The 25,660-nt window shown below is 72.0% G+C and carries 22 protein-coding genes; 15 read left to right on the forward strand and 7 right to left on the reverse strand.

Annotated features, from left to right (window positions below; translation table 11 throughout):
• Positions 1-64: 64 nt before the first annotated feature.
• From ACZ4S3_RS16390 to ACZ4S3_RS16410, 5 genes are all read left to right on the forward strand, one after another.
• Positions 65-1,219, forward strand: coding sequence for a quaternary amine ABC transporter ATP-binding protein (locus tag ACZ4S3_RS16390; RefSeq protein WP_467933445.1), 1,155 nt, complete (start codon positions 65-67; stop codon positions 1,217-1,219).
• Positions 1,212-3,821, forward strand: coding sequence for an ABC transporter permease/substrate binding protein (locus ACZ4S3_RS16395; RefSeq protein WP_467933449.1), 2,610 nt, complete (start codon positions 1,212-1,214; stop codon positions 3,819-3,821). The genes ACZ4S3_RS16390 and ACZ4S3_RS16395 overlap by 8 nt, the downstream gene beginning before the upstream one ends.
• A 235-nt stretch (positions 3,822-4,056) precedes the next feature.
• Complete coding sequence (locus ACZ4S3_RS16400) at positions 4,057-5,640, forward strand: TROVE domain-containing protein (protein WP_467933452.1); 1,584 nt, start codon at positions 4,057-4,059, stop codon at positions 5,638-5,640.
• A 138-nt stretch (positions 5,641-5,778) separates the two neighbouring features.
• Complete coding sequence (locus tag ACZ4S3_RS16405; RefSeq protein WP_467933457.1) at positions 5,779-6,213, forward strand: hypothetical protein; 435 nt, start codon at positions 5,779-5,781, stop codon at positions 6,211-6,213.
• 44 nt (positions 6,214-6,257) lie between these two features.
• Positions 6,258-7,004: a helical backbone metal receptor gene (locus ACZ4S3_RS16410; protein WP_467933461.1), complete on the forward strand. Its 747-nt coding sequence runs from the start codon at positions 6,258-6,260 to the stop codon at positions 7,002-7,004.
• Positions 7,005-7,006: 2 nt separating this feature from the next.
• On the opposite strand, the gene ACZ4S3_RS16415 is transcribed toward ACZ4S3_RS16410, so the two are convergent.
• Positions 7,007-8,188: a TDT family transporter gene (locus tag ACZ4S3_RS16415; RefSeq protein ID WP_467933465.1), complete on the reverse strand. Its 1,182-nt coding sequence runs from the start codon at positions 8,186-8,188 to the stop codon at positions 7,007-7,009.
• 70 nt (positions 8,189-8,258) lie between these two features.
• Here ACZ4S3_RS16415 and ACZ4S3_RS16420 point away from each other — a divergent pair, with 70 nt between their 5' ends.
• Entirely contained in the window at positions 8,259-9,188 is a 930-nt protein-coding gene (locus ACZ4S3_RS16420) for a LysR family transcriptional regulator (protein WP_467933467.1), read from the forward strand.
• 12 nt (positions 9,189-9,200) lie between these two features.
• On the opposite strand, the gene ACZ4S3_RS16425 is transcribed toward ACZ4S3_RS16420, so the two are convergent.
• The gene (locus ACZ4S3_RS16425; protein WP_467933471.1) at positions 9,201-10,541 is read right to left on the reverse strand and encodes a uracil-xanthine permease family protein; all 1,341 of its coding nucleotides are present in this window, start codon (positions 10,539-10,541) and stop codon (positions 9,201-9,203) included.
• A 3-nt stretch (positions 10,542-10,544) separates the two neighbouring features.
• Positions 10,545-11,669 carry an aryl-sulfate sulfotransferase gene (locus ACZ4S3_RS16430; protein WP_467933475.1) on the reverse strand — a complete coding sequence of 375 codons (1,125 nt, stop codon included), beginning with the start codon at positions 11,667-11,669 and terminating at the stop codon, positions 10,545-10,547.
• Between the two features lie 115 nt (positions 11,670-11,784).
• On the opposite strand from ACZ4S3_RS16430, the gene ACZ4S3_RS16435 reads away from it, so the two are divergent.
• From ACZ4S3_RS16435 to ACZ4S3_RS16445, 3 genes are all read left to right on the forward strand, one after another.
• Positions 11,785-12,339 carry a helix-turn-helix domain-containing protein gene (locus tag ACZ4S3_RS16435; RefSeq protein WP_467933480.1) on the forward strand — a complete coding sequence of 185 codons (555 nt, stop codon included), beginning with the start codon at positions 11,785-11,787 and terminating at the stop codon, positions 12,337-12,339.
• A gap of 114 nt (positions 12,340-12,453) precedes the next feature.
• Entirely contained in the window at positions 12,454-12,735 is a 282-nt protein-coding gene (locus ACZ4S3_RS16440) for a DUF1876 domain-containing protein (RefSeq protein WP_467933484.1), read from the forward strand.
• 257 nt (positions 12,736-12,992) lie between these two features.
• On the forward strand, positions 12,993-13,364 hold the full coding sequence (locus ACZ4S3_RS16445) for a hypothetical protein (RefSeq protein WP_467933488.1): 372 nt from the start codon (positions 12,993-12,995) through the stop codon (positions 13,362-13,364).
• A 6-nt stretch (positions 13,365-13,370) separates the two neighbouring features.
• Here ACZ4S3_RS16445 and ACZ4S3_RS16450 read toward each other — a convergent pair whose 3' ends face one another.
• From ACZ4S3_RS16450 to ACZ4S3_RS16460, 3 genes are all read right to left on the reverse strand, one after another.
• Positions 13,371-14,069, reverse strand: a complete 699-nt coding sequence (locus ACZ4S3_RS16450) for a gamma-glutamyl-gamma-aminobutyrate hydrolase family protein (protein WP_467933493.1) — start codon at positions 14,067-14,069, stop codon at positions 13,371-13,373.
• Positions 14,070-14,109: 40 nt separating this feature from the next.
• Entirely contained in the window at positions 14,110-15,663 is a 1,554-nt protein-coding gene (locus tag ACZ4S3_RS16455; RefSeq protein WP_467933498.1) for an amino acid permease, read from the reverse strand.
• A gap of 158 nt (positions 15,664-15,821) precedes the next feature.
• Entirely contained in the window at positions 15,822-16,541 is a 720-nt protein-coding gene (locus ACZ4S3_RS16460) for a FadR/GntR family transcriptional regulator (protein WP_467933502.1), read from the reverse strand.
• A 73-nt stretch (positions 16,542-16,614) separates the two neighbouring features.
• On the opposite strand from ACZ4S3_RS16460, the gene ACZ4S3_RS16465 reads away from it, so the two are divergent.
• The 4 genes from ACZ4S3_RS16465 to ACZ4S3_RS16480 all read left to right on the forward strand — a co-directional run bounded on the left by ACZ4S3_RS16465 (position 16,615) and on the right by ACZ4S3_RS16480 (position 21,557).
• The gene (locus ACZ4S3_RS16465) at positions 16,615-17,982 is read left to right on the forward strand and encodes a glutamine synthetase family protein (protein ID WP_467933506.1); all 1,368 of its coding nucleotides are present in this window, start codon (positions 16,615-16,617) and stop codon (positions 17,980-17,982) included.
• Between the two features lie 11 nt (positions 17,983-17,993).
• A complete protein-coding gene (locus ACZ4S3_RS16470; RefSeq protein ID WP_467933510.1) occupies positions 17,994-19,373 on the forward strand; it encodes an aldehyde dehydrogenase family protein in 1,380 nt (459 codons plus the stop codon).
• Positions 19,370-20,170 carry a 3-oxoacyl-ACP reductase gene (locus ACZ4S3_RS16475; RefSeq protein WP_467933514.1) on the forward strand — a complete coding sequence of 267 codons (801 nt, stop codon included), beginning with the start codon at positions 19,370-19,372 and terminating at the stop codon, positions 20,168-20,170. The genes ACZ4S3_RS16470 and ACZ4S3_RS16475 overlap by 4 nt, the downstream gene beginning before the upstream one ends.
• A gap of 112 nt (positions 20,171-20,282) precedes the next feature.
• Positions 20,283-21,557, forward strand: a complete 1,275-nt coding sequence (locus ACZ4S3_RS16480; protein WP_467933519.1) for a haloacid dehalogenase-like hydrolase — start codon at positions 20,283-20,285, stop codon at positions 21,555-21,557.
• Positions 21,558-21,593: 36 nt separating this feature from the next.
• Here the strand turns inward: ACZ4S3_RS16480 and ACZ4S3_RS16485 are convergent, their stop codons facing one another.
• Entirely contained in the window at positions 21,594-22,850 is a 1,257-nt protein-coding gene (locus ACZ4S3_RS16485) for an amino acid deaminase/aldolase (protein ID WP_467933522.1), read from the reverse strand.
• A gap of 306 nt (positions 22,851-23,156) precedes the next feature.
• Between ACZ4S3_RS16485 and ACZ4S3_RS16490 the strand changes: the two genes are divergently transcribed.
• Positions 23,157-24,443 (forward strand): hypothetical protein, encoded by a 1,287-nt coding sequence (locus tag ACZ4S3_RS16490; RefSeq protein WP_467933526.1) that lies wholly within the window; start codon positions 23,157-23,159, stop codon positions 24,441-24,443.
• Entirely contained in the window at positions 24,440-25,606 is a 1,167-nt protein-coding gene (gene mycP, locus ACZ4S3_RS16495) for a type VII secretion-associated serine protease mycosin (protein WP_467933530.1), read from the forward strand. The genes ACZ4S3_RS16490 and mycP overlap by 4 nt, the downstream gene beginning before the upstream one ends.
• Positions 25,607-25,660: the final 54 nt, after the last annotated feature.

Genomic DNA, 25,660 nt, shown 5'->3' on the forward strand with positions numbered 1-25,660 from the left:
CGCGCCGCTCCACGACCTGCCTGCGGGGGTGGCAGGTCGTACTCGTGCGACAAGAGAGGTATATGTGTCCAGGCTGCAAGCCGAGCACCTGTACAAAGTGTTCGGCAGACGACCCGAGGACGCGGTCCGGAAGCTCGAAGGCGGCGCAAGCCGCGAGGATCTGCGGGCCGAAGGCACCACCGCCGCCGTGATCGATGCGTCGATCGAGGTGGACGAGGGCCAGATATTCGTCGTCATGGGTCTGTCCGGATCCGGTAAGTCCACGCTGCTGCGCACGCTCAACGGGCTGCTGGAGCCGACCGCCGGGACCGTCCGGTTCGACGGCCAGGACCTGACCTCGCTCAGCGACAAGGAGCTGCGCAAGGTCCGCTCCGAGAAGATCTCCATGGTCTTCCAGCACTTCGCGCTCTTCCCGCACCGCAGTGTGCTGGAGAACGCCGCCTACGGGCTCGAGGTGCAGGGCATACCGCGCGCCGAGCGCGAGAAGCGCGCCACCGAGGCGCTCGAGCTCACCGGGCTCAAGGGCTGGGAGAAGTCCTGGCCCGACGAGCTCTCCGGCGGAATGCAGCAGCGCGTGGGCCTGGCCCGTGCGCTGGCCACCAACGCCGATCTGCTGCTGATGGACGAGTCCTTCAGCGCACTCGACCCGCTGATCCGCCGCGATATGCAGGACCAGCTGCTGGAGCTGCAGAAGACGCTGAAGAAGACCATCGTCTTCATCACCCACGACCTGAACGAGGCCATGCGGCTCGGTGACAAGATCGCGGTGATGCGCGACGGCCGGATCGTGCAGATCGGCAGCGCCGAGGACATCCTCGTCCGCCCGGCCAACGACTACGTCGCGTCCTTCATCCAGGACGTGGACCGCACCCGCGTGCTGACCGCCGGCGCGGTCATGGACGAGGTCGGTACGGTCCTGGGCACCACCACGCCGGACGGCAAGAAGCTGGGCACGGCCGCGGAATTCCAGGCCGCCGCGCCCGCCACCGTCAGCGTCGACACCCCGCTCGCCGAGCTGTTCACCCCCTGCTCGACCAGCACCGTCCCGGTCGCCGTCACCGACGAGAAGGGCAAGCTGGTCGGCGCCGTACCGACCGCCAAGCTGCTCGCCGTACTCGGGGACACCGCCCGGCAGGACACCACCGTCCCGGCCCAGGCCGCGGACGGCAAGGCATCCCTGGACAAGACGGCCGAGGGCAAGGTGATCGCCGGTGCCTAGGATCCCGATAGGCAGCTGGGTCAGCGACGCGGTCGACTGGCTGCGCGACAACCTCAGCTGGCTCTTCGACCTCGTCACGCACGTACTGAACGGCCTGTACGGCGCGATCCACACGGTCCTCGCCGCGCCCGCGCCGCTCATCCTCGCCGGCATCCTCGCCGTCATCGCCTGGTGGCTGCGCGGACTGCCGGCCGCCCTGCTCACCTTCCTCGGCTTCGCGCTGATCGACTCCATCGAGCAGTGGGACGAAACCGTCTCGTCGCTGTCGCTGGTGCTGGTGGCCTGCCTCATCACGATCGCGGTCGCCATCCCGCTGGGCATCCTGGCGGCCCGCAGCCGCGCCGTCGGCGGCGCGCTGCGCCCGGTCCTCGACCTGATGCAGACGATGCCCGCGATGGTCTACCTGATCCCCGGCATCCTCTTCTTCGGCCTCGGTGTCGTCCCCGGCATCGTGTCGACCATCGTCTTCTCCATGCCGCCCGCGGTCCGCATGACCGAACTGGGCATCCGGCAGGTCGACGAGGAACTGGTCGAGGCGGCCGACGCGTTCGGCACCCACCCGCGGCGCACGCTCTTCCGCGTCCAGCTGCCGCTGGCGCTGCCCACGATCATGGCCGGTATCAACCAGGTCATCATGCTGGCGCTGTCCATGGTCGTCATCGCCGGCATGGTCGGCGGCGGCGGTCTGGGCGGGTCCGTCTACAACGGCATCAGCTCCGTCGACGTGGCGCTGGGCTCCGAGGCCGGCCTCGCGGTCGTCATCCTCGCCATGTACCTGGACCGGATGACCGGCGCGCTCAACCAGCGGGTCTCCCCGCTCGGACGGCGCGCACTGGCCAAGGCCCAGGCCGCACTGGGCGGATGGAAGTTCCTCCAGTGGAAGCCCGCCACCTCCGTGGCGATGGCCGGCGTGGTCGTGCTGGCGCTGCTCGCCGGCGGGATGAGCTTCATGGGCAAGGACAGCGGCGGCGCCGGCGGCACCAGCGACGGCAATGGCCGTCCGGTCAGCCTCGGCTACGTCAACTGGGACGAAGGCAAGGCCACCACGTACCTGTGGAAGGAAATCCTCGAGCAGCGCGGCTACAAGCCCAAGGTCCAGGCCCTGGAGGCCGGTCCGCTGTTCGCGGGGCAGGCCCGCGGTGACATCGACGTACAGACCAATGCCTGGCTGCCGACCACGCACGCCGAGTACTGGAAGAAGTACCACGACAAGCTCGAGGACCTGGGCGCCTGGTACGACAAGACGTCCCTGGAGATCGCGGTCCCGTCCTACATGAAGGACATCAAGACGCTCGCGGACCTCAAGGGCAAGGCCGGCGAGTTCGGCGGCAAGATCACCGGTATCGAGCCGGGCGCCGGCGAGATGAAGATCCTCAAGGACAAGGTCCTCAAGGACTACGGTCTGGACGGCGCGTACAAGGTGCAGGAGTCCAGCACCTCCGCGATGCTCGCCGAGCTGGACCGCTCGATCCACGCCAAGAAGCCGATCGCGGTCACGCTGTGGTCCCCGCACTGGGCCTACAACAAGTACCAGCTCACCAAGCTGAAGGACCCCAAGGGCTCGTTCGGCTCCGGTGACAGCCTGCACATGCTGGGCCGTAAGGGCTTCGCCAAGGATGAGCCGCAGGTCGCCAAGTGGATGAAGAACTTCCACCTGGACGAGAAGCAGCTCACCAGCCTCGAGGACGACGTCAAGACCGCCGGTGTGGGCCATGAGCAGGACGGCGTGCGCGCCTGGCTCAAGAAGAACCCGGGCCTGGTCGACAAGGTCGCCCCGTCCGCCCACGCCGCCTACGCCAAGGGCAAGGACGCGGGCAAGGCGCCGAACATCGGCTACCCCGCGTGGGACGAGGGCGTCGCCACCACATACCTGTGGAAGAACATCCTGGAAAAGCGCGGCTACAAGCCGAACATCCGCAACCTCGACGTCGGCCCGATGTGGACCGGACTGTCCACGGGGCAGATCGATGTGGAGACCGACGGCTGGCTGCCGGTCGCGCAGAAGCAGTACTGGGACAGGTACAAGAAGGATGTCGTCGACGTCGGCGCCTGGTACGACAAGACCTCGCTGGAGATCGCGGTCCCGTCCTACGTCAAGGGCGTCAAGACCCTCGACGATCTGCGCGCGCACAAGGACGAGTTCAAGGGCAAGATCATCGGTATCGAGCCGGGCACCGGCGAGATGAAGCGCCTGCACGACGTCGTCCAGCCCGCCTACGGGCTGAAGGACTTCCAGGTCACCGAGGCCGGCACCGGCGCCATGCTCACCGAGCTGGAACGGGCCTACGCCAAGAAGGAGCCCATCGCGGTCGTCCTGTGGTCCCCGCACTGGGCGTACAGCAAGTACGACCTGACCAAGCTCAAGGACCCCAAGGGCACCTGGGGCGCCAACAACCAGATCAAGACCGTCGGCAACAAGAGCTTCCCCAAGAAGTTCCCGGAGTTCGCCGGCTGGCTCAAGAACTGGAAGATGAGCCCCGAGGAACTCGGCAGCCTGGAGAAGGACATCCAGGACGCCGGTAAGGGCCACGAGGACAAGGGCGTGCAGAAGTGGATCGATGCCCACCCGGGCATCGTCGACAAGATGGCGCCGGTGAAGTAGCCGGACCTCTCCCGCCACGCGAGCCCCGCCGCCCGGTACCCACCGGGCGGCGGGGCTCGCCGTTTGCGTACGGCGGCCCGGCCGAAAACCGGATGACGGCCGGTCACCGGCCCTCCTACGCTCGACCCCGTGAACGCGCCTCCCGGTGCGAAGACGACGGTTACTTCTCACCCCAATGGGCGGGCATACGGTCCGTCGTCGCCCTTGATCTCGGGAGGTTCAACTCGGGGGAGACATGAGCGAGTTCAACCGTGATGCCGCGCGCGGCACCACTCGCACCCTGACCTATGAGGGCGGCGCCGCCCGCACCCGCACCGCCAAGGACGACCTCGTCCTCCTCGCGGTGGTCAACATGGCCGGCGAGCAGACCTTCTACGAGAAGGCAGGCGACCGCGACACCCGCTTCGTCGAGCTGGTGCGCACCGTCGCCGTCCAGGACACGGACGGGGAGTGGACGGCCCGTTTCATCGGCTGGCTGCGCGGCGCCGCCCAGATGCGCTCCGCCTCGCTGGTCGTCGCCGCCGAAGCGGTCGCGGCCCGGCTGGCCGCCGGCCTGCACGGCGGTAACCGCCGCCTGGTGGACGCGGCCTGTCTGCGCGCCGACGAGCCCGGCGAATTCCTCGCCTACTGGCGGGGCCGGTACGGCCGTACGGTTCCCAAGCCCGTCAAGCGCGGCCTGGCCGACGCCGTCCGCCGCCTCTACACCGAGCGCTCACTGCTCAAGTACGACACCGACAGCCACGGCTACCGCTTCGCGGACGTCCTGGAGCTGACGCACCCCGCGCCCGACCCCGCCAAGACCTGGCAGGGCGACCTCTTCCGGCACGCCCTCGACCGCCGGCACCGCCGCGAACAGCCCGCACCCGCATCGCTGACGACCGTCCGCGCCCGCGCCGCCCTGATGGACCTGCCGGTCGCCGAGCGGCGCGCCCTGCTCGGCCGCCCGGACGCGGCCGGGGCGCTGCGCGCGGCCGGGATGACCTGGGAGGCGCTGGCCGGCTGGCTGCAGGGGCCGATGGACGCCGAGGCGTGGAGCGCGGTACTGCCGTCGATGGGGTACATGGCGCTGTTGCGTAATCTGCGCAATGTCGACGAGGCGGGGGTGTCCGACGACCTCGCCCAGGCCGTCGCCGACCGGCTCGCCGACCCCGCCGAGGTCGCCCGCTCCCGGCAGTTCCCCTACCGCTTTCTGTCCGCCTACCGCGCCGCGCCGTCGCTGCGCTGGGGCCACGCCCTGGAGAAGGCGCTGACCGCCGCCACGGCCAACATCCCCGAGCTGCCCGGCCGCACCCTGGTGCTGGTCGACACCTCCGGCTCCATGGGCGGCAAGGTCTCCGCCCGCTCGGCGATCCGGCACGCCGACGTCGGCGCGCTGTTCGGGGTCGCGCTGGCGCACCGCGGCTGCGCCGTCGACCTGGTCGGCTACGCCTCCGGGCACTTCCGGCACCCGCTGACCGCGGGCGGTTCGGTGCTGCGCGACACCGAGGCGTTCTGCGCCCGGATCGGCGAGGTCGGCCACGGCACGGAAACCGTCGCCGCGCTCCAGGCGACGTACGACGGACACGACCGGGTGGTGCTCATCTCGGACATGCAGACCTTCGGCCACCGGCAGGGCGGCTGGAACGTTCCCGCCTCCGAGGCGATCCCGGCGACGGTGCCGATGTTCGGCGTCAACACCACCGGCTACGCCGCCGCGGCGATCGACACCGGGGCGCCGCTCCGGTACGAGATCGGCGGCTTCAGCGACAAGCTGTTCACGATGGTCGGGCTGCTGTCGGGGGCGGGGCGGGCGCGGTGGCCGTGGGAGGAATCCCGGTAGCCGCGGCCGCCCTGATGGAGTATCGCCTCCACCGTGCGGCCGCGCCCGCGTAGCGACGCGGGGCGGGCGGTGATTCGCTCCTCTTGCGCCGGTCATACCGCGCGGCCGCCGAAGCCGCGGCCGGCGCAGGAGGCGACCGTGAACCCTGCACGTACGGCTGCCGTCGCCCTGACCGGCGCGGCCATCCTGGGACTTGCCGCGCCCGCCGCATCGGCGCTGGTCGAACCGGACCCGATGGCGGCCGGGCAGCGGGTGAGCGTCAGCGACGGCAAACGCTGCGCGGCGGACCGCGGTGCCACGGCCGCCTCGACGCTCTTCGGGTCGGTCGTCCTCGAGCCGGCCGAGCGGGGGATGACCGCCGATACGACGGTCGCCCGGAGCGCGTCGCCCGGCCACTACCACGTCACCGTCGCCTGCGGCTCCGGTGGCGATCGGTTCACCGAGACCGTGACCGTACGGGACGGCCGGGCCGAAGGCGTGAACGCGAGCCAGGCCGCCGGCGGACTGGCCCTGCTGGCGCTGGCGGCCGGCGCGGCGTATCTGCTCCGGCGCAACGCCAACGCCCGGCCCTGAGAGCCGAGTTCGGCCCCGTGTGCGCGCCCGCGTACGGTAGGGAGATGACCTCCCGGCCCCCTGGCAGCTCCGTCCGGCGCGTGGTGTCCCTGGTGCCCTCCCTCACCGAGGCGGTGGCGGCCGGCGCACCTGAGCTGCTGGTCGGCGCCACCGACTGGTGCAGCCACCCCGCCGGGCTCGACGTCACCCGTATCGGCGGCACCAAGAACCCCGACACCGCCCGTATCGCCGCCCTCGCGCCCGACCTCGTGATCGCCAACGAGGAGGAGAACCGCCCCCAGGACCTCGGCGCGCTGCGGGCCGCCGGGCTGAATGTCCTGGTCACCGAGATCCGGACGCTCGACCAGGCGCTGAGCGAGCTGGCACGGGTGCTGGTACGCGGCTGCGGGCTGCCCCGGCCCGACTGGCTGGACGCCGCCGAGGCCGCCTGGCGGGACCTGCCCACCGGGGCGGCGCAGCGGAGCGCGGTGGTGCCGATCTGGCGGCGGCCGTGGATGGTGCTGGGGCGGGACACCTTCGCCGGTGATCTGCTCGCCCGGCTCGGCGTACGCAATCTCTACGCCGGCCACGCCGACCGCTATCCCCGCATCCCCCTCGACGAGCTCACCGCCGGCGCCGCCGACCTCGTCGTGCTGCCCGACGAGCCGTACCGCTTCACCGCCGGGGACGGGCCGGAGGCGTTCCCCGGCCTGCCCGCCGCGCTGGTCAGCGGGCGCCATCTCACCTGGTACGGGCCGTCGTTGGCGCAGGCTCCCCAGGCGCTGGCGGCGGCGCTGGCCGCGGCGCGGTAGGCCTACCTGCCGGCGGGCCGGGGCCCGGGGGGCGCGAGGAGCTGACCGCGCGCGAGCCCCAGCGCGGTGCGCGTACCGGCCACCGCCACCGCCGTCACCAGGACGGCGAACAGCGCCACCGCGAGCCAGTCGAACGCGGCCAGCCCGGTGTGCCGGGCCAGCGCCGCGGCGCCGGTGACGCAGGTCCCGAGGGGGAAGGTGAAGCCCCACCAGGTCATGGCGAAGCCCATGCCGTTGCGGAACGCCCGCACCACCATCGCGGTGGCGATCGCCAGCCACAGCAGCGCAAAGCCCATGACGGGCACGCCGTAGAGCACCGCGAAGGCGCTCATCGCGTGGGCGTACGGGGCGCCGACGGCCCCGGGCGCGGCGTCGGCGAGGTTGTTGACGGCGGTGGTGGACTGGCCCAGCGGGCCGAGGATCAAAAACAGCGTCGGGGTCAGCGCGAGCGGCAGCGGGCCGTGGTGGAAGAGCCGGGTCAGGACGAGCGGCAGCACCAGCAGCGTCGCGAGCAGCGACATCCCGAACAGCGCGTAACAGGCCAGCAGCATCCCCGCCCGGTCCTGCCCGGCCGGCAAATGCGCCACCAGGGCCGGGCCGGTCGCCGCGCTGACCATGGGAGCGACCAGCGGCAGGATCCACACCGGCGAGGCGCTGCCCGGCTCGATGCGGTGCCGGGTGACCATCAGATACGGGATCGCGGCGGCGGCCGCCAGGCCGATGACGGTGCCCAGGGTCCACAGCACGGCGTCGGCGCGCAGCGCGGCCGCCGCGCCGATCACGTCCCGGCCGACCGCGAGCGTCCCGGCGCCGACGGCGAGCAGCGCCATCGACAGGCAGCCGTAGAACGGCGCGACCGCCGGATCCAGCAGCTGCCGCCGGGCCTGGTCGCCGTGCCGCACCCAGTGCACGGTGCGGGCGCCCAGCAGCGTCACCAGCATCAGTGCCGACAGCGCCCAGACCAGGTCGTAGGCCCCGCGCAGCCCGGGGGCGTGGAGCGGCAGGGCGGCACCGGCGTTGGCGACGATCGCGGTGCCCATCACGGCGGCGTACCAGTTCGGCCCGAGGTGGCGGACGGAGGGGGCTGTGTCGTTGGTGCCGGTGCCGGTGCCGGTGCCGGTGCCGGTGCCGGTGCCGGTGCCGGTGTCCGGAGCCAGGGAAGGTGCTTGCGCGAGGACTGTCATGACTTGAGCGTCGCCCTCCCGGACCCTGCCCACCAGAACCCTCCTGCCTATGAGGGCATAAGCTGGGTTTATGTGCAGCGCAGACGCCGGGCCCGCCGTACCCCTCGCGCACCGGGTCCCCGACCTCGGTGCGCTGGAACTGCTGCTCGCCGTCGCCCGGCTCGGCAGCCTGGGCCGGGCCGCCCGCGAGATGGGCATCACCCAGCCCGCCGCCAGCAGCCGGATCCGCTCGATGGAGCGGCAGCTCGGCGTGGGGCTGGTGGAACGCTCGCCGCGCGGCTCGCGGCTCACCGACGCCGGGGTGCTGGTCACGGACTGGGCCCGGCGGGTGGTGGAGGCGGCCGAGGCGTTCGACGCCGGTGCCCAGGCGCTGCGCGGGCGCCGCGACTCCCGGCTGCGGGTGGCCGCCAGCATGACCATCGCCGAATATCTGCTGCCCGGCTGGCTGATCGCCCTGCGCGCCCGGCGCCCCGGGACCGCCGTATCGCTGCTCGCGGGCAACTCCAGCGCGGTCGCCGAGCGGCTGCTGGCGGGCGAGGCCGACCTCGGTTTCGTCGAGGGCCTGGACGTGCCCGCGGGTCTGGACGGCGCGGTCATCGGCCACGACCGGCTGATCGTGGTCGCGGCGCCCTCCCACCCCTGGTCCAAGCGCCGCAGGGAGCTGACCGCCGCCGAACTGGCCGCCACCCCGCTCATCCTGCGCGAACGCGGCTCCGGCACCCGCCAGGTGCTGGACGCGGCGCTCGCCCGTCACGGCGGCCTGGCCGACCCGCTGCTCGAACTCGCCTCCACCACCGCGGTGAAGGCCGCCGCGGTCAGTGAGGCCGCACCCTCCGTCGTCAGCGAACTCGCCGTCGGGGAGGAACTGACCTCCCGCCGTCTGGTGGAGATCCCGGTGCACGGCCTGCGGCTGGGCCGCGATCTGCGGGCCGTCTGGCCGGCCGGTCAGCGGCCCGCGGGCCCGGCCCGGGAGCTGCTGGGGCTGACGCAGGGGGGCTGAGCCGCCCGGCCCTCAACCGGCCCGGGATTCGGCCGGGTCGGGTTCAGCGGGGCCGGGGCCGGGGTGCGATGCGGCCCGTGTACCGGGTGCCGCCCGCGTGAAGAGGGCCGACAGCACGATCGCCGTCAGGGCGGCGGCCGGTACCCCGCTGCCGAACAGGGTGCGGGCCCAGCCCGGCAGCGGCGCGTACAACTGCGGGGCCAGGACGGGGAGCAGGCCCGCCAGCAGGGTCAGCGCGACGACGGTGGAGGCGGCGCGGTCGGCGAGATCGGTGCGGCGGAGCATGCCGATGCCCATGGCCGCGATCACCGCGTAGATCACCAGGGCGGCGCCGCCGACCACCGGGGCGGGCAGCGCGGCGAGCAGCCGGGTGACGGGCGCGAGCAGACCGCTCAGCACGAGCAGCAGACCGGCCCCGGCCGTCACGAACCGGCTGCGGACGCCGGTGAGCTGGACGATCCCGATGTTCTCCGCACTGGTCACCATGACGGAGCCGCCGAACAGCCCGGCACCCAGCGAGGCGACCGCGTCCGCGCGGGCGGTACGCGGGACATCGCGCGCCGGGTCCGGGGTACGGCCCACCGCCTCGCTGTTGAGCACCGTCTGGCCGGTCGCCTCGGCGAGCGAGGCGAGGGCGAAGACCATCAGCGGGAGCGCGGCGAGCAGGTCGAATCGTGGGGCGCCGTAGGGGAAGAGCTGGGGCAGCGAGAACACCGCGTCGCCCGGCACCACACGGAACGCGGAGCCGGTGAGCGCCGCGGTGACGGTACCGGCCACCATGCCGGCCAGCACCGACAGCTGCCGCCACACCCCGCGCAGCACCAGGAAGCACAGGGTCGTCGTGGCGATGGTGACCAGTGCGAGCCGGCGCCCCGCGACCGCCATGGGCGCCGCGACATGAACCATGGTGACGCCGATGACCAGCACCGTCGCGCCCATCACCAGCGGCGGGAAGAACCGCAGGAGCCGCCCGTACAGCGGCAGTACGGCCAGCAGCAGCGCGGCCGCGAGCAGGACGGACCCGGAGGCGGTGGCCGCGCCGTGGGCGTGGGCGATCTCCAGGAAGATGGCCACCGCCGCGCCGCCCGGCAGCATCATGAACGGCAGCCGGGCACCGATCCGCAGCACCCCGAAGGACTGCAGCAGCGCGCCGGCCCCGCACAGCACCAGGGTGGCGCTGAGCAGGGACGCGGTGCGGCCGGGCGGCAGGTGCAGACCGGCCGCGATCAGGTAGACCGTGGAGACCGGTGCCGCGATCATCGCGAGGACGTGCTGCGCCGCCAGCGGCAGCAGACGCAGCAGCGGCAGCCGTTCCTCGACCGGGGGCGCGGCGGGTGCCGGGGGCGCGGTCATCGCTCACACCCGCCGCTTCAGCCAGGGCAGTTGCCCGGCGTCGTAGCGGTAGGCGCGGAAGACCGCGTTGTTCAGGGACGGGAAGAGCGCGCCGACCTCCGGCTCGCGGTAGCTGCCGAACTGCGGGACGACGTACTCCCAGCACAGCAGCCCCTCGGCGGTCACCTCGAAGAGCCGGCCGGCGGGGGAGTCGGTGATCAGCGTGTTGCCGTTGGGCAGCCGCTGCGCGCTGCCCATGAACGGCGCGAAGAACGCCTCGCGCGCCGGGTCGTGGTACTCCCACACCACCTTCCCCGAATGCCGCTCCACCTCGATGACGCGCGAGAACGGCACGTCCTGTCCGGGGCGGAAGACGCCGTTGTCGAAGATCAGGATGTTGCCGTTGGGGAGCTCGGTGGGGTGATGCTGCTGGGAGACCAGCCCCGGTCGCGTACGCCACAGGATCTCGCCGGTCGCCCGGCTGATGATGATCACCGCGGAGACGCTGCGCAGGCTGGCCAGGATGTTGCCGTCGGCCATCGGCAGGACGGAGTTGATCAGCGGCCAGTGTTCGCGGGAGTAGTCCGGGTGCAGGGCGTACTCGTCGCGGTCGAGGTGATCGCCGGCCCGCCAGGACCACAGCAGCCGGCCGTCCCCGTCGACCTCGCGGATGGTGTCGGCGTGGACCGTGCCGCCGTCCGGCTCGGAGCCGGCCACGCCGCCGCGCACCGCCGCCGCCCGCTCTCCCGTCAGCGGCTCCAGCGCGGTGTAGAGGATCCGCCCGTCGCCGTAGTGATGCGCATCGTGGTGCTGGAGCGGATCGGTGAACTCCCGCAGCACCGTGCCCTGGGGGTCGATCTCCTGCATCAGCCCGCCGCGGTACTTGTGCCACATCGGGAACAGCGCGTCCTGGTCCGGGAGCGTGGCGTTGTAGGCGAGGTTGCCGTTCGGCAGGATCCGGGCGTGCCGGCCGGGGCGGTGCGGCAGCTGCCAGCGGTGCACGACGGTGCCGAGCAGATCGATGAGCAGCACCTTGCCGCCGCCGGTCAGCGGCGCATAGAGGGTGTAGCCGCCGTGTGCGGCCTGTTCGTCCAGCGCGATCAGGCCGGTGCCGCGGCGGCGGCGTGTGTTTTGATCGACTGCGGTCATGGTGATTCCCCTGGTCAAACGTGGCGTCGTCAAACTTTGTTTGATGGGATCAAACAGCGTAGACGCTAGGGGCGCGCTGTTGCAGACGTGTGAACGCATCAATAAGGAGCGGGCGATGAGCGAGGCGGCGGAAAGTCCCCGGGTCGGGGCCGGGGTGCGCAGACGCCGCCGCGCCCTCGAGATGACCTTGGCGGAACTCGCCCGCCGCACCGGTCTGTCCGCCCCCTTCCTCAGCCAGGTCGAGAACGACCGCGCCCGCCCCAGCATGCGCTCCCTCCAGAAGATCGCCGATGCGCTGGAGACCACCGCGGTCCGCCTGCTGGCCGCCGCCGACGGCCCCCGCACCGTCGATGTCGTACGCGCCGATTCCGCGGCCGTCCCCGAGGACGGCGACCGAGGCCGGGTGCGTCCCCTGGTGCGCGGCCGGCAGCAGCTGCACGCCCTGGAGTTCACCGGCCGCCACGACTGGCAGCGCGAATTCCGGCACCCGCACGACGAGTTGATGTACGTGATCGAGGGCCGTGTGGAGGCCGAGGCGGAGGGCGGCCGCCACCAGCTCGGACCGGGTGACACGTTCTACTGCTCCGGCGGCGTCACCCACCGCTGGCGCTCACTCGTACCGGAGAGCCGGGTCCTGCTGGTCGGCGTGGCGGACGACTTCCGCGGTTAGGGCCTGTCGTTTGGATCAGGTCGGGCAGGCCCTGGCGCGCGCCCGCCGGGGCACGTGGTGCGCGGGTGCGGGACCAGGCGCACGCTGGTAGCAGCGGTTCCGGAGGTGAGCGTCATGGTGAAGATGCAGACGGCTGTCGGATGGCATGTCGAACTGGAATTCGAGGAGGATACGCACCGCACCCGGGCGGCCGCCCTGGTGCGGCTCCCTGACGGGAGCGAGGTGCGGTCCCACGGATACGCCAGCCGGCATCCGGCCGATTCGGACCAGCCGAGGGTCGGCGAGGAGGTCGCGGGCGCCCGTGCGCTCAATGAGCTGGCGATGCAACTGCTGACCAAGGCGCACGACGAGATCGACGCGGCGTCCGGCCGGACGTCGTACCCGCTGACGCACTGACCGGCTGCGTCGGCCGAGCGGGGCGCCGAGGCGGCGAGGCCGCGCGGGCCCTGCCCGGCCGGCGGGCCGTGGGCAAGGTGGTGCTCAACGTCGGGTGGTGCTCAACATCGGCCCACCGGCGGCCAGTTGAGCCATGCACCCGTCTTCCCGGGTGCCGGAACCGCATTGATCACCCTCCTCGTGTTTCGCTAGTGTGTGCGAACCGTCGACGTGTTTCCAAGGCACTCGACACCACGCACAAGGGGGAACAACCACACATGAGGCTCAAGTTCATCGCGCCCGTCATCGCCTCGGCGGCCCTGATCGGCACCGCCATGACCAGCGGGGTCGCCACGGCCGGTACGCCCACGGCCGCGCACGGGGCCACCGTGGCCAAGTCCGCGGCGGTCCAGTGCGCTGCCTATATCGGGGCGACCGAGAGCGTGAAGATTCGCGCGAAGAAGTCCCTGAAGAGCACCGCGCTCGGTCTGTTCCCGAAGAACGCGAAGGCCTGCTCCGCCGGGAGCGAGCACTCGGGGTCCGGGGCGACCTACCACGTCTGCGGGAAGACGGACGCCTTCTACTTCCAGATCAAGTACAGGGGCATCCAGGGCTGGATTCCCGCCACCTGCACGATGAATTACAGCTGACCGCGGTCACACCACCGGGGACGCCCCACGCGCCGCCGCCACCAGCGCGTTCATGACGCGCGGGTCGTCCCCGGCCTCCGGGTGCCACTGCACGGCCAGCGCGAAGCCGTGCGCGATCGGCAGTTCCAGGGCCTCGACGGTGCCGTCCTCCGCGTAGGCCGAGGCCACCAGCCCGCGGCCGAGCCGGTCCACCGCCTGATGGTGGTACGTCGGTACGGAGACCGGCTCGGGCAGCGTGCGGTCCAGCAGGGTGCCGGGGACGGGCTTGATCTCGTGCCGGGCGAAGACCCCGGGCGGGCCCGCATGTCCGTCGAGGTGCTGGATGAGGGTGCCGCCCAGCGCCACGTTCAGCAGCTGAAGGCCCCGGCAGATGCCCAGCAGCGGTACGCCGGCCGCCAACGCGGCCTCGATCAGAGCCAGTTCCCAGGCGTCCCGGTCCAGCGCGGGCGGGCCGGTCCGCGGATGCGGCTCCGCCCCGTACCGCGCCGGCTGGACGTCCGCGCCGCCGGCGATGACCAGTCCGTCCAGCCGGGCGACGACCGCGGCGGCGGTGGCCGGGTCGCCGGGTGGCAGCAGGGCCGGGAGGCCGCCCGAGCGCTGCACGTGCCGGGGATATCCGGCGGGCACCAGCGCGGCGGGCAGCGTCCAGACCCCCCACCGGGCCTCTTCCTGGTAGGTGCTGATGCCGATGAGGGGCTGGGACACGGATCCTCCGGTGGGGTGCTGGTGCGTTCCGGCGCGGTTCTCAGAATTCCAGTTCGTGCTCGATGGCGGCCAGCTCCTCCTCCGAGCCCTGGACCTTCGGGCCGGTGAACCACTTGCGGGCCGACACCAGCCACCAGGTGCCGGCGAAGCCGAGGACCAGGAGGACGGCGAGCGGGGTGTAGTTGAAGTTCTCCGCCGTGACCGGGCTGGTGGTCGGGAGCATGAAGAGGACGGTGATGACCACCGTCCAGCCGACGGCGATGACGCCGACGGGCTTGCTCCAGCGGCCGAGGTGCCAGGGGCCGCGCTGGAAGCGGTCGCCCTGAAGCAGGCGGAGGATGACCGGCAGGACGTAGGCGATGTAGAGGCCGATCACGGCGATCGAGGTGACGGCCGCGTACGCCGTGGCGTTCCACAGGTACGGCAGGCCCAGCACGAAGGCGCCGCCGGCGGCCAGCCACACCGCGTTGGTCGGGGTCTTCGTCCGCTTGTTGATGCGGTGCCACAGCTGCGAGCCGGGCAGTGCGCCGTCCCGCGAGAAGGCGTAGATCATGCGCGAGTTGGCGGTGACCGACGACATACCGCAGAAGAACTGGGCACCGATGGCGACCAGGAGGAGCAGTTTGCCGCCGGTGGCGCCCAGCGCGTCGATGAAGATCTGCGCCGGGGGCACGCCGGTCTTGCTGGCCAGCGCGCCGTCGTAGTTCTGGATGGCGAAGGTGATGCCGACCAGCAGTACCCAGCCGGCGACCAGGGAGACCAGGATCGACATCACGATGCCGCGGGGGCCGGCCTTGGCCGCGTCGACCGTCTCCTCGGTCATATGTGCCGAGGCGTCGTAGCCGGTGAAGGTGTACTGCGCGAGCAGCAGTCCCAGCAGTCCGACGTAGAGACCGGAGTGCCAGCCGGTGTTGTTGGTGAAGTGGGTGAAGACGAAGGAGGCGGACTGGTGCTTCGAGGGCACCACGACCAGGGCGCCCACGATGACCAGCACACCGAAAACGTGCCACCACACGCTGACGTTGCTCAGGAGGGAGGCCAGCTTCACACCGAGGGTGTTGAGCAGACCGTGGGCCAGCAGCACGATGCCGAACAGCATGATCGTGTGCACCGGGGTGGCGGCGAAGCCGAACTGCAGGTCCAGCAGCGCGTTCATGAAGGACGCGGCGCCGAAGTCGACCCCCGCGGTCACCGCGACCTGGCCGAGGAAGTTGAACCAGCCGGTGAACCACGACCACGCCGGGCCGTGCGAGGGGGCCAGTTTCGCCGCCCAGTAGTACAGGCCGCCCGCCGTCGGGTAGCTGGAACAGACCTCGGCCATGGCCAGGCCCACGAACAGGGTCATGAGGCCGACCAGCGGCCAGCCCCAGGTGATCAGGGCGGGCCCGCCCGTGTTCATGCCGAAGCCGTACAGCGTCAGGCAACCGGAGAGGACCGAGATGATCGTGAACGAGACGGCGAAATTCGAGAACGCCGACATCGAGCGGGTGAGCTCCTGGGCATAGCCGAGCTCGTGGAGGCGCTGTTCGTCGCTGGACAGATGAGGCGGGCGATGTTCCTGGTCTGGGCTTGTCGCGTGCTCGTTGATGGACATCACGCCTCCGGGGGGACTCGAGGATCCGCGGCGGGTACGGCCGTCAGCGAACCGCTACCAGCCCCGCAATAAAGGTATGAGCCGATACCTTTGCCTCCGGGGCGGCCGAGTGCAAGGCCTCGGAGGGAAAATCTCGTAACAGACAGGTTTCGGGGGCCTCACGACAGAAAGCCGCGCAGCAGTGCCGCGGTCCCGCCGCAGTGCTCCCGCATCACCTCGCGCGCACCGTCCGCATCGCCCTCCAGGACGGCCTCCACCAGGGCGGCGTGCTGGGTCTGCGAATGCTCCAGATTGCGCACCAGCAGCGGGATGCAGTCCAGGAGGTCGTTCACACCCGCCCGTACGGCCGCGTACTGGGCGGCCAGCGACGGCGAACCGGACAGCTCCGCCAGCGTCAGATGGAGCAGGGTGTCGTGCCGGCGGTAGTCCGCGAGCGGGGCGTCCTGGGTCGCCGCCAGCGCCGCGCGCAGCCGGTCGGCCTGCTCGTCGGTCAGTCCGTGGGCCGCGCACAGCCCGGCCGCGCCCACCTCCAGGACCTCCCGGAAGCGCAGGGTGTCCTCGACGTCGATCTTCTCGATCCGGCGGCGCAGCTCCGCCTCGCCGCCCTTCTCCGTGCGCGCCCGCACGAACGTGCCGCCGTAGCGCCCGCGCCGGCTCTCCACCAGGCCCTCGTCCTGCAGTACCTTCAGCACCTCGCGCAGGGTGACCCGGCTGATCTGCAGCCGCTCCGCCAGCTCCCGCTCCGCGGGCAGCCGCTCGCCCTGGGGCACCAGGCCGAGCCGGACGATCTGGAGTATCTGCTCCAAAGCCTCCTCGAAACCGTTGCCCGCGCGCACCGGCCGCAGCACGGGTGCCAGCCGGTCAGCCGCACCGTCCATCGATACCCCTTCCCAATCAATGGTTCGTGTGCCTACCTTATGACCTCCGGATGCAGTGACAGGAGGCAACACCGTGGCAGACCGCACGCCCCCACTCTCCGTCGAGGAGCTCAGAGTCCTCGTGGACGCCGGGGAGATCGACACTGTCGTCCTCGCCTTCACCGATATGCAAGGCAGGCTCCAGGGCAAGCGGTTCGCGGCCCGATATTTCCTCGACACCGTCCTCGAACACGGCACGGAGGGCTGCAACTACCTCCTTGCCGTGGACGTCGACCTCAACACCGTCGACGGCTACAAGATGTCCTCCTGGGAGCGCGGCTACGGCGACTTCGCCATGCACGGCGACACCGCCACCCTGCGCCGCACCCCCTGGAACCCCGGCACCGCCCTGATCACCGCCGACCTCGCCTGGCACGACGGCTCCCCGGTCGTCGCCTCGCCCCGGCAGATCCTGCGCCGCCAGCTCGACCGGCTGGCCGAGCGCGGCTGGAGCGCGCACGTGGGCACCGAGCTGGAGTTCATGCTCTTCAAGGACACCTACGAGGACGCCTGGTCGCGCGGCTACCGCGGCATGAACCCCGCCAACCAGTACAACGCCGACTACTCCGTCCTCGGCACCGGCCGGGTCGAGCCGCTGCTGCGCCGTATCCGCAACGACATGGGCGCGGCCGGCATGACCGTCGAGTCCGCCAAGGGCGAGTGCAACCTCGGCCAGCACGAGATCGTGTTCGTCTACGACGAGGCGCTCACCACCTGCGACCAGCACAGCATCTACAAGACCGGCGCCAAGGAGATCGCCGCCCAGGAGGGCATGGCGCTCACCTTCATGGCGAAGTACGACGAGCGCGAGGGCAACTCCTGCCATATCCACCTCTCGCTCCAGGACGAGGACGGACGGCCGGTGATGGCCGACGACAGCGGTCAGTACGGCATGTCGACGACCATGCGGCACTTCCTCGCGGGCCAGATCGCCGCGATGCGCGACTTCACGCTCTTCTACGCCCCCAACATCAACTCCTACAAGCGCTTCCGCCCCGGCTCCTTCGCGCCCACCGCCGTCGCCTGGGGCCCGGACAACCGCACCTGCGCCCTGCGGGTGGTCGGCCACGGCCGCTCGCACCGCCTGGAGAACCGCCTGCCCGGCGGCGATGTGAACCCCTACCTCGCGGTCGCCGCCATGGTCGCGGCCGGGATGTACGGCATAGAGCACGAGCTGGAACTCCCCGAGGCGACCACCGGCAACGCCTACGCCGGCGACGCCGCGCACGTCCCCACCACCCTGCGCGAGGCCGCCGAGCTGTGGGAGAACAGCCCGATCGCCCGCGCCGCCTTCGGTGACGAGGTCGTCGAGCACTACCGCCACATGGCCCGCGTCGAGCAGGACGCCTACGACGCCGCCGTCACGGACTGGGAGCGCTTCCGCTCCTTCGAGCGCATGTAAGGAACCCGACCGTGTCCAATGGTCTGCACGAACTGAACATCCTCAATCCGGCCACCGAAGAAGTGGTGGCCACCGTCCCCACCACCTCTCCCGCCGAGGTTGACGCCGCCGTCCGGCGGGCCGCCGCCGCCCAGGCCACCTGGGCGGCGGTGGCCCCCGGCGACCGGGCCCGCGTGCTGCGGCGCTTCGCCGAGGTCGTCGACGCCCACATCAAGCCGCTCGCCGAACTGGAGCTCCAGGAAGCGGGCCACCCCCTGGCCAACGCGGAGTGGGAAGCGGGCAACGTCCGCGATCTGCTGTACTACGCGGCCGGGGGAGTGGAGCGCCTGAACGGGACGCAGATCCCGGTCGCGGGCGGACTGAACATCACCATCCAGGAGCCGCTCGGCGTCGTCGCCGTCATCGCCCCCTGGAACTTCCCGATGCCGATCGCCGCCTGGGGCACCGCCCCCGCGCTCGCGGCCGGCAACGCCGTCCTCCTCAAGCCCGCCGAGACCACCCCGCTCACCGCGCTCCGGCTCGCCGAACTGGCGCTGGAGGCCGGGGTGCCCGAGGGCCTCTTCCAGGTCCTGCCGGGCGAGGGCCCGGTCACCGGCACCGCGCTGGTCGACCACCCGGGCGTCGCCAAGGTCGTCTTCACCGGCTCCACCGCCACCGGCCGGCACGTCGCCGCCCGCTGCGCCGAGCAGACCAAACGGCTGACGCTGGAGCTCGGCGGCAAGAGCCCCAACATCATCTTCGCCGACGCCGACCTCGAGGCCGCCGCGGCCGCCACCCCCGGCTCCTTCCTCGACAACACCGGCCAGGACTGCTGCGCCCGCAGCCGCATCCTCGTCCAGCGCACGGTCTACGACCGCTACATGGAGCTGCTGGAGCCCGCCGTCAAGGCGTTCACGGTCGGCGACCCGGCCGATCCCGCGACGCAGATGGGCCCGCTGATCTCCGCCGCCCAGCGCGAGCGCGTACGGTCCTACGTCCCCGAGGACGCCCCGGCCGCCATCCGCGGCGAGGCCCCGGCGGGCAAGGGCTTCTGGTACCCGGCCACCGTCCTGGAGGGCCGCCCCGACGACCGCAGCGCCGTCGAGGAGATCTTCGGCCCGGTCGCGGTCGTCATGCCCTTCGACGACGAGGCCGACGCGGTACGGCTCGCCAACGCCACCGACTACGGCCTCTCCGGGTCCCTGTGGACCCGCGACGTCGGCCGGGCGCTGCGCGTCTCGCGCGCCGTCGCCGCCGGCAATCTCTCCGTCAACTCCCACAGCAGCGTGCGCTATTGGACCCCCTTCGGCGGGTTCAAGCAGTCCGGCCTCGGCCGCGAGCTGGGCCCGGACGCGCTGTCCGCCTTCACCGAGACCAAGAACATCTTCATCAGCACAGAGGAGAGCAAGTGAGCGACCAGACCGCAGTGTGCCGCCGCCTCGTCGGCCGGACCGCCGTGATCACCGGAGCCGGCAGCGGGATCGGCCTGGCCACCGCCCGCCGCCTGGCCTCCGAGGGCGCCAACGTCGTCTGCGCCGACATCGACGAGACCGCTGGCAAGGCGGCCGCCGAAGAGGTCGGCGGCACCTTCGTCAAGGTGGACGTGACCGACTCCGATGAGGTCGAGGCGCTCTACAAGACTGCCTTCGACACCTACGGCTCGGTCGACATCGCCTTCAACAACGCCGGCATCTCCCCGCCCGACGACGACTCCATCCTCACCACCGGCCTGGACGCCTGGAAGCGCGTCCAGGAGGTCAACCTCACCTCGGTCTACCTCTGCTGCAAGCACGCGCTGCCCTACATGCAGCGCCAGTTCGAGCAGACCGGGCGCGGCGGCTCCATCATCAACACCGCCTCCTTCGTGGCCGTGATGGGCGCCGCCACCTCCCAGATCAGCTACACCGCCTCCAAGGGCGGCGTGCTGTCCATGTCCCGCGAGCTGGGCGTGCAGTTCGCCCGCGAGGGCATCCGGGTCAACGCGCTGTGCCCGGGACCGGTCAACACCCCGCTCCTGAAGGAGCTGTTCGCCAAGGACCCCGAGCGCGCCGCGCGCCGACTCGTCCATGTCCCCCGTGGCACCTTCGCCGAGCCGGCGGAGATCGCCTCCGCCGTCGCCTTCCTCGCCAGCGACGACTCCTCCTTCGTCAACGCCGCCGAATTCCTGGTCGACGGTGGTATCGCGGGCGCGTATGTCACCCCGGTGTAAATGCTTGCTGTTCACTTCCGGGTAAGCCCCACGGCAGCCGGGCGTCGCAGAACGCCCGGCTGCCATGCGTTAACGTCCGCCTTCGATTCCCCGTTCGACAGGAGTGCGTTTCATGCTCAACAAGCGTCGCTGGCTGGCAGCAGGTGCCGCCCTCGCGGTCGTGGGAGGCGGCGTCGCGGTCGCCCAGACGGCCGCCGCGGGCCCGGCCCCGGCCCGGCACAACTGCCCCACCCTCCATGTCTCCAAGGGCTGGTACGGCCACAACCGCGCCAAGCTGCAGAAGATGATCGACGAGCGCGGCAGCTGCTCGGGATCCGACGGCGCGAAGCCGGTCGCGACCTTCGACTGGGACAACACCGTCGTCAAGAACGACATCTCCGACGCCACGCTGGCCTGGATGCTCAAGCACGACAAGGTGCTGCAGCCCACCAGCTGGAAGGCCACCAACAAGTGGCTGACCGCTGACGCCCACCGCGCGCTCACCAAGGCCTGCGGCACGTCCGTGCGCCCCGGCCGCCCGCTGCCGACATCGACCGACACCGGCTGTACGGACGAGATCCTCGACGTCTACCAGGACGAGAAGACCTCCGACGGCAAGACCGCGTTCGCGGGGGAGTGGAATCACCGGCGCACGGTGCCCTCGTACGTCTGGATCACCCAGCTCTTCGGCGGCCGCACCCCGGCACAGCTGACCGCGCTCGCCCGCCAGGCACGCACCGAGAACCTCGCCGCGCCGATCGGTACGGAGCAGAAGGTCGGCACGCACACCATGGCCGGGTACGTGCGCTACTACGACCAGCAGCGCGACCTCATCCACACGCTCCAGAAGGCCGGCTTCGACGTCTACATCGTCTCCGCGTCCTCGGAGCCGGTCGTGCGGGCCTGGGCGCCCGGCGTGGGAATCGACCGTGACCACATCGTCGGCATCCGCAATGTCGTCCGCCACGGCAAGCTCACCTACGGCGTCCAGGGCTGCGGCGACGTCAAGGACACGCACGGCGAGGTCCTGACGTACATGGACGGCAAGCGCTGCTGGATCAACCAGGCGATCTACGGCGTCAAGGGCGCCAAGGCCTGGAAGCAGCAGGACCGGGCGCACCGCCCCGCCCTCGCGGCGGGCGACGCCGAGACCGATGTCACCTTCGTCCGCGACGCCACCGGCGCGCACCTGGCCATCAACCGCAACAAGACCGAACTGATGTGCCGCGCCTACGACAACAGCGACGGCCGCTGGATCGTCAACCCGATGTTCATCGAGCCGAAGAAGCGCCAGAGCGCCCCGTACCCCTGCTCGACCGCCGGCGCGGTCCGGCCGGACGGCAAGCTCGCGCCGATCCACCGCCCCGACGGTTCGGTGATCCCGGACCAGCAGGACACGGTGTACTGAGCGCACCGACCGTAGAAGGCCGGGGGCCGCACCGCGTCACAGGAAGGTGCGGCCCTCTCCCCGGTACGTCGGCACCGTCTCCACCACCCGGTCCCCCTCGATCAGCGCCAGCTGCGCGAACCGCTCGCACAGCTCACCGGCCTTGGCGTGGCGGAACCACACCTTGTCGCCGATCGCCAGCCCGTTGGCGGCCGCCCCCAGCAGCGGCGTCTGCACCTCGCCGGGCCCCTCCTGCGGGTCGTAGCGCAGCCCCGCGGGCAGATACGGCTCCGGCAGCCGGTCCGCGCCCGCCGCCCCCGACGCCGGATAGCCGCCGCCCAGGACCGTGACCACCCCCGGCCCCGGCCGCCGTACCACCGGCTGGGCGAACAGCGCCGCCGGACGCCCGCTGAACGAACGGAAGTTGTCGAACAGTCGCGGCACATACAGCCCCGACCCCGCCGCGACCTCGGTGACCGCCGCCTCCGAAGCGGTGTGCTGCACGCTCCCCGTCCCGCCGCCGTTGACGAACTCCAGCCGCGGGGCCACCGCCCGCACCGCCCGCACGGCCTCCCAGCGCCGCTGCGCCAGCTCCTTGCGCGCCGCCGCCTGCATCACCCGGATCGCCCGCGAGAACACCGGCTTGCCGGCGACCTCGTCGCCCACTCCCGCCACATGCCCCTCGTACGCCATCAGCCCCACCAGCCGGAACCCGGGACGGCGCGCCACCACCCGGGCCAGTGCGCCCAGTTGAGCGGGCGCCCGCAGCGGCGAACGCCGGGCGCCGACCCGCACCTTTCCGCCCATCAGCCGGTACGAGGTGTCCAGCTCCAGGCACACCCGCACCTCCTCGCCGCCCCGGTCCGGCCGGGCGGCGTCGATCAGATCCAGCTGCGCCGGATCATCGGCCATCACCGTCACCGCCGCCGCGAGCTTCGGGTCCGCGGTCAGCTCGGCGAAGCCCGCCCGGTCCGCCGACGGATACGCCAGCAGGATGTCCGTGAAGCCCGAGCGCGCCAGCCACAGCGACTCCTCCAGCGTGAAACTCATGATCCCCGCGAAGCCGTCCCGCGCCAGCACCCGCTCCAACAGGGCCCGGCAGCGCACCGATTTGCTCGCCACCCGGATCGGCTTGCCGTGCGAACGGCGCACCAGATCGGCGGCATTGGCGTCAAAAGCCTGCAGGTCGACGACGGCCAGCGGGGCGTCGAGGTGGGCGGTGGCCCTGTCGTATGGGGTCTCCCCTGCCCGAACGGAGTTGAGAGCTCGGGGAAGGGCTTTGTCGCCATACGCGTCGGTGGTGTACTGGGACATGGGCCGCAGCCTGCCAGAAGCGGCTACCACTGGGTAGGGGAAGGATCGCGACAGAGGGATGGGGTACCCCCTGCTCCTTGAGAGTTCGGGGGAGGGTTGGAGCGGCGGCGGCGCCAGCCCGTACAGTGTCGGCACGCAGCAACCGGCAGGTCAGCGGCGTGATGTCCGGATACGAACCACCCTGCCCCGATTGCGGATCGAGGCCGGGCGGCAGCGCAAGGGGGAGCGCGGGTGGGTACCGACGCCGATTGCGCGGACACGCAGCACATCCCTCCCATACCCCCGCGGCCACCGCACCGGCCCGCGGTGCCCGACGAGGACCCGCAGACCACCGTCCTGCGCCCGGTGCCCGCCGACCCGGCCGCGGCGCCGCCGGCCGCGCCGCGCACGCCGCCCGCCCAGCGGCCCGCCGGCCCGATGCCCCCACAGGCCGCGCCCCGCGCCGCCCCGCACCGCCCCGCCACCCCGCCGCCCGCGCCGCCCCGCCCGCGCACGGAGCCGCCCGCCGCCGGCCCGCAGCTGCCGCCCCGCCCGGACCGCGCGCCCGCCGCCCCCGCCACGCCGCCCCGGCGGCCCACGTCCTTCCGCGACACCGCCGCCTTCCACCTGGCCAACAGCGAGGAGCTCTGGCAGACCGGCCGCGACCGCACCAACGGCGGCGCGCCCTCCGCACCCAAGGCCGCCGCCCCGGCCGCCGTCCCGGGGAGCCGGCCGCCCACCGCCGCGGCCGGCCGTCCGCCCGCCTCGCCCTGGCCCCCAACTCCCGCCCCTGGCCAGGGAGTCGGCCCGTACGCAAGCGCACCGTCCACCTCCCTGGCCCGTCCGCGCCGCTCCCGCCGGCGCCGCATCGTCATCGCCGCCTGCCTCGTCCTGGGCATCGGCCTCATCGGCGGCGCGGCGGCCGGGAGTTGGCTCACCGGCGGACCCGACGCGCCCCCCACCGCCGCGGACGCCTTCTCCAAGGGCCGCGACGTCTGGCACAACACCCCCGTCGACACCCTCTTCCCGCGCACCGTCGACGGCCTGGGCGTCGGCCCCGGCGGCTCCGACCGGCGCTGGACCCGGATCGCGGTGGCCCCCGAGAGCTCCTGCGCCAAGGGGCTCGACCCGGCGCTGGCCAAGACGCTCGCCCCGGTGGGCTGCACCCGCCTGCTGCGCGCCACCTACGTCGACGCCACCCGCTCCAGCGTCATCACCGTCGGCGCCCTGACCGCCAAGGCCGACGCGGCCGGCATGCTGGCGATGAACTCCCGCTTCAGCACCAAGAATCTGAGCGCCCGCACAACCATGATGCCGCTGGCGTACCCCGCCGAGGGCACCCCGGCCGCGGACTTCGGGCGCGCCCAGCGGGCGAGCTGGACCGTCCGGATCCTCACCGACGTCCCCGTCATCGTCTACGCCGTTTCCGGCTTCGCCGACGGCCGCGCCGTCACCGACCCGCAGCCCGCCGAGGCCGCCATCCGGCCCGGCACCACCACCGCCCCCGCCGAGTCCGGCCTCGGCCACGACGCGAAGGACCTCGCGGACCGCACCGAGGCCACCTTCCGCAAGGCGGCGGGGATTTCCGTCCAGCACACCACGGAGGATCCGTGAGCCGCACGACCGTGCTGCGTGCCACCGCCGTCGCGCTCGCCTCCGCCGCGCTGGCGGTGCTGCCGTCCCTCCCCGCGCAGGCCGACACCGTCCGCGCCCAGGAGTGGGCGCTGCAGGCGATGCGCGCCCAGCAGGCCTGGCGTACGTCCAAGGGCGCGGGCATCACCGTCGCCGTCCTGGACACCGGTGTGGACGCGAGCCACCCCGACCTCAAGGGCCAGGTGCTGCCGGAGAAGGACCTGGTCGGCTTCGGTGCCGGGCCCGGCGACCGGACCTGGGCCGACCACGGCACCGGCATGGCCAGCGTCATCGCCGGCCACGGCCATGGCGCCGGCCGCCAGGACGGCGTCCTCGGCATCGCCCCCGAAGCCAGGATCCTCCCCATCCGCGTGATCCTCGAGGACGACGACCCGCAGCGCGAGCGGGCGCGTACCGAGAAGGCCGGCGCCCTCGCCGACGGCATCCGCTGGGCCGCCGACCACGGCGCCGACGTGATCAACATGTCGCTGGGCGACGACAGCGAGACCGCGCACCCCGAGCCGCGCGAAGACGCCGCCATCCAGTACGCCCTCGGCAAGGGCATCCCCGTCGTCGCCTCCGCGGGCAACGGCGGCGAGAAGGGCGACCACATCTCCTACCCCGCCGCCTACCCGGGCGTCATCGCGGTCACCGCCATCGACCAGCAGCACAACCGCAGCTCGTTCTCCACCCGCCACTGGTACGCGACGGTCTGCGCACCCGGCGACGGAATCATCATGTCCAACCCGGACCGCACCTACTACAACGGCAAAGGCACCAGCCCCGCCGCCGCCCTGGTCTCCGGTGCCATCGCGCTGATCCGCGCCGAATACCCCGGCCTGAGCCCGGCCCAGATCAAGCGGCTGCTCACCGCCACCGCCCAGGACACCCCCCGGGGCGGCCGCAACGACGACTTCGGCGCCGGCCTGGCGGACGCGGCCGCCGCCCTCGAACAGGCCGGCAGCCTCAAGCCCACCCCCGAAAAGCCGGCCCCCGTCGCCTACGCGAAGCGCTACTTCGGCCCCGGCCCGACCACCGCGACGGACGACACCGACCCCACCGCCTGGCTCCCGTGGACCGCAGGCGGCATCGGCGTCCTCCTGCTGACAGCCGGAGCCCTCATCCGGCGCAGCCGCCCCCACTGACCGGCACCACGGCCCCGCACCGGGCAACGTGGGGAAAACCCACCCCGATAGGCT

This window comes from Streptomyces sp. NPDC028368 (assembly GCF_055565615.1).

Bases quoted from the DNA above. Each gene is read 5' to 3' on its own strand.
- ACZ4S3_RS16400 (WP_467933452.1), top strand. From the start codon at position 4,057: ATGAGCGAGTTCAACCGTGATGCCGCGCGCGGCACCACTCGCACCCTG.
- ACZ4S3_RS16410 (WP_467933461.1), top strand. From the start codon at position 6,258: ATGACCTCCCGGCCCCCTGGCAGCTCCGTCCGGCGCGTGGTGTCCCTG.
- ACZ4S3_RS16415 (WP_467933465.1), bottom strand. From the start codon at position 8,188: ATGACAGTCCTCGCGCAAGCACCTTCCCTGGCTCCGGACACCGGCACC.
- ACZ4S3_RS16420 (WP_467933467.1), top strand. From the start codon at position 8,259: ATGTGCAGCGCAGACGCCGGGCCCGCCGTACCCCTCGCGCACCGGGTC.
- ACZ4S3_RS16425 (WP_467933471.1), bottom strand. From the start codon at position 10,541: ATGACCGCGCCCCCGGCACCCGCCGCGCCCCCGGTCGAGGAACGGCTG.
- ACZ4S3_RS16430 (WP_467933475.1), bottom strand. From the start codon at position 11,669: ATGACCGCAGTCGATCAAAACACACGCCGCCGCCGCGGCACCGGCCTG.
- ACZ4S3_RS16435 (WP_467933480.1), top strand. From the start codon at position 11,785: ATGAGCGAGGCGGCGGAAAGTCCCCGGGTCGGGGCCGGGGTGCGCAGA.
- ACZ4S3_RS16440 (WP_467933484.1), top strand. From the start codon at position 12,454: ATGGTGAAGATGCAGACGGCTGTCGGATGGCATGTCGAACTGGAATTC.
- ACZ4S3_RS16445 (WP_467933488.1), top strand. From the start codon at position 12,993: ATGAGGCTCAAGTTCATCGCGCCCGTCATCGCCTCGGCGGCCCTGATC.
- ACZ4S3_RS16455 (WP_467933498.1), bottom strand. From the start codon at position 15,663: ATGTCCATCAACGAGCACGCGACAAGCCCAGACCAGGAACATCGCCCG.
- ACZ4S3_RS16460 (WP_467933502.1), bottom strand. From the start codon at position 16,541: ATGGACGGTGCGGCTGACCGGCTGGCACCCGTGCTGCGGCCGGTGCGC.
- ACZ4S3_RS16480 (WP_467933519.1), top strand. From the start codon at position 20,283: ATGCTCAACAAGCGTCGCTGGCTGGCAGCAGGTGCCGCCCTCGCGGTC.
- ACZ4S3_RS16485 (WP_467933522.1), bottom strand. From the start codon at position 22,850: ATGTCCCAGTACACCACCGACGCGTATGGCGACAAAGCCCTTCCCCGA.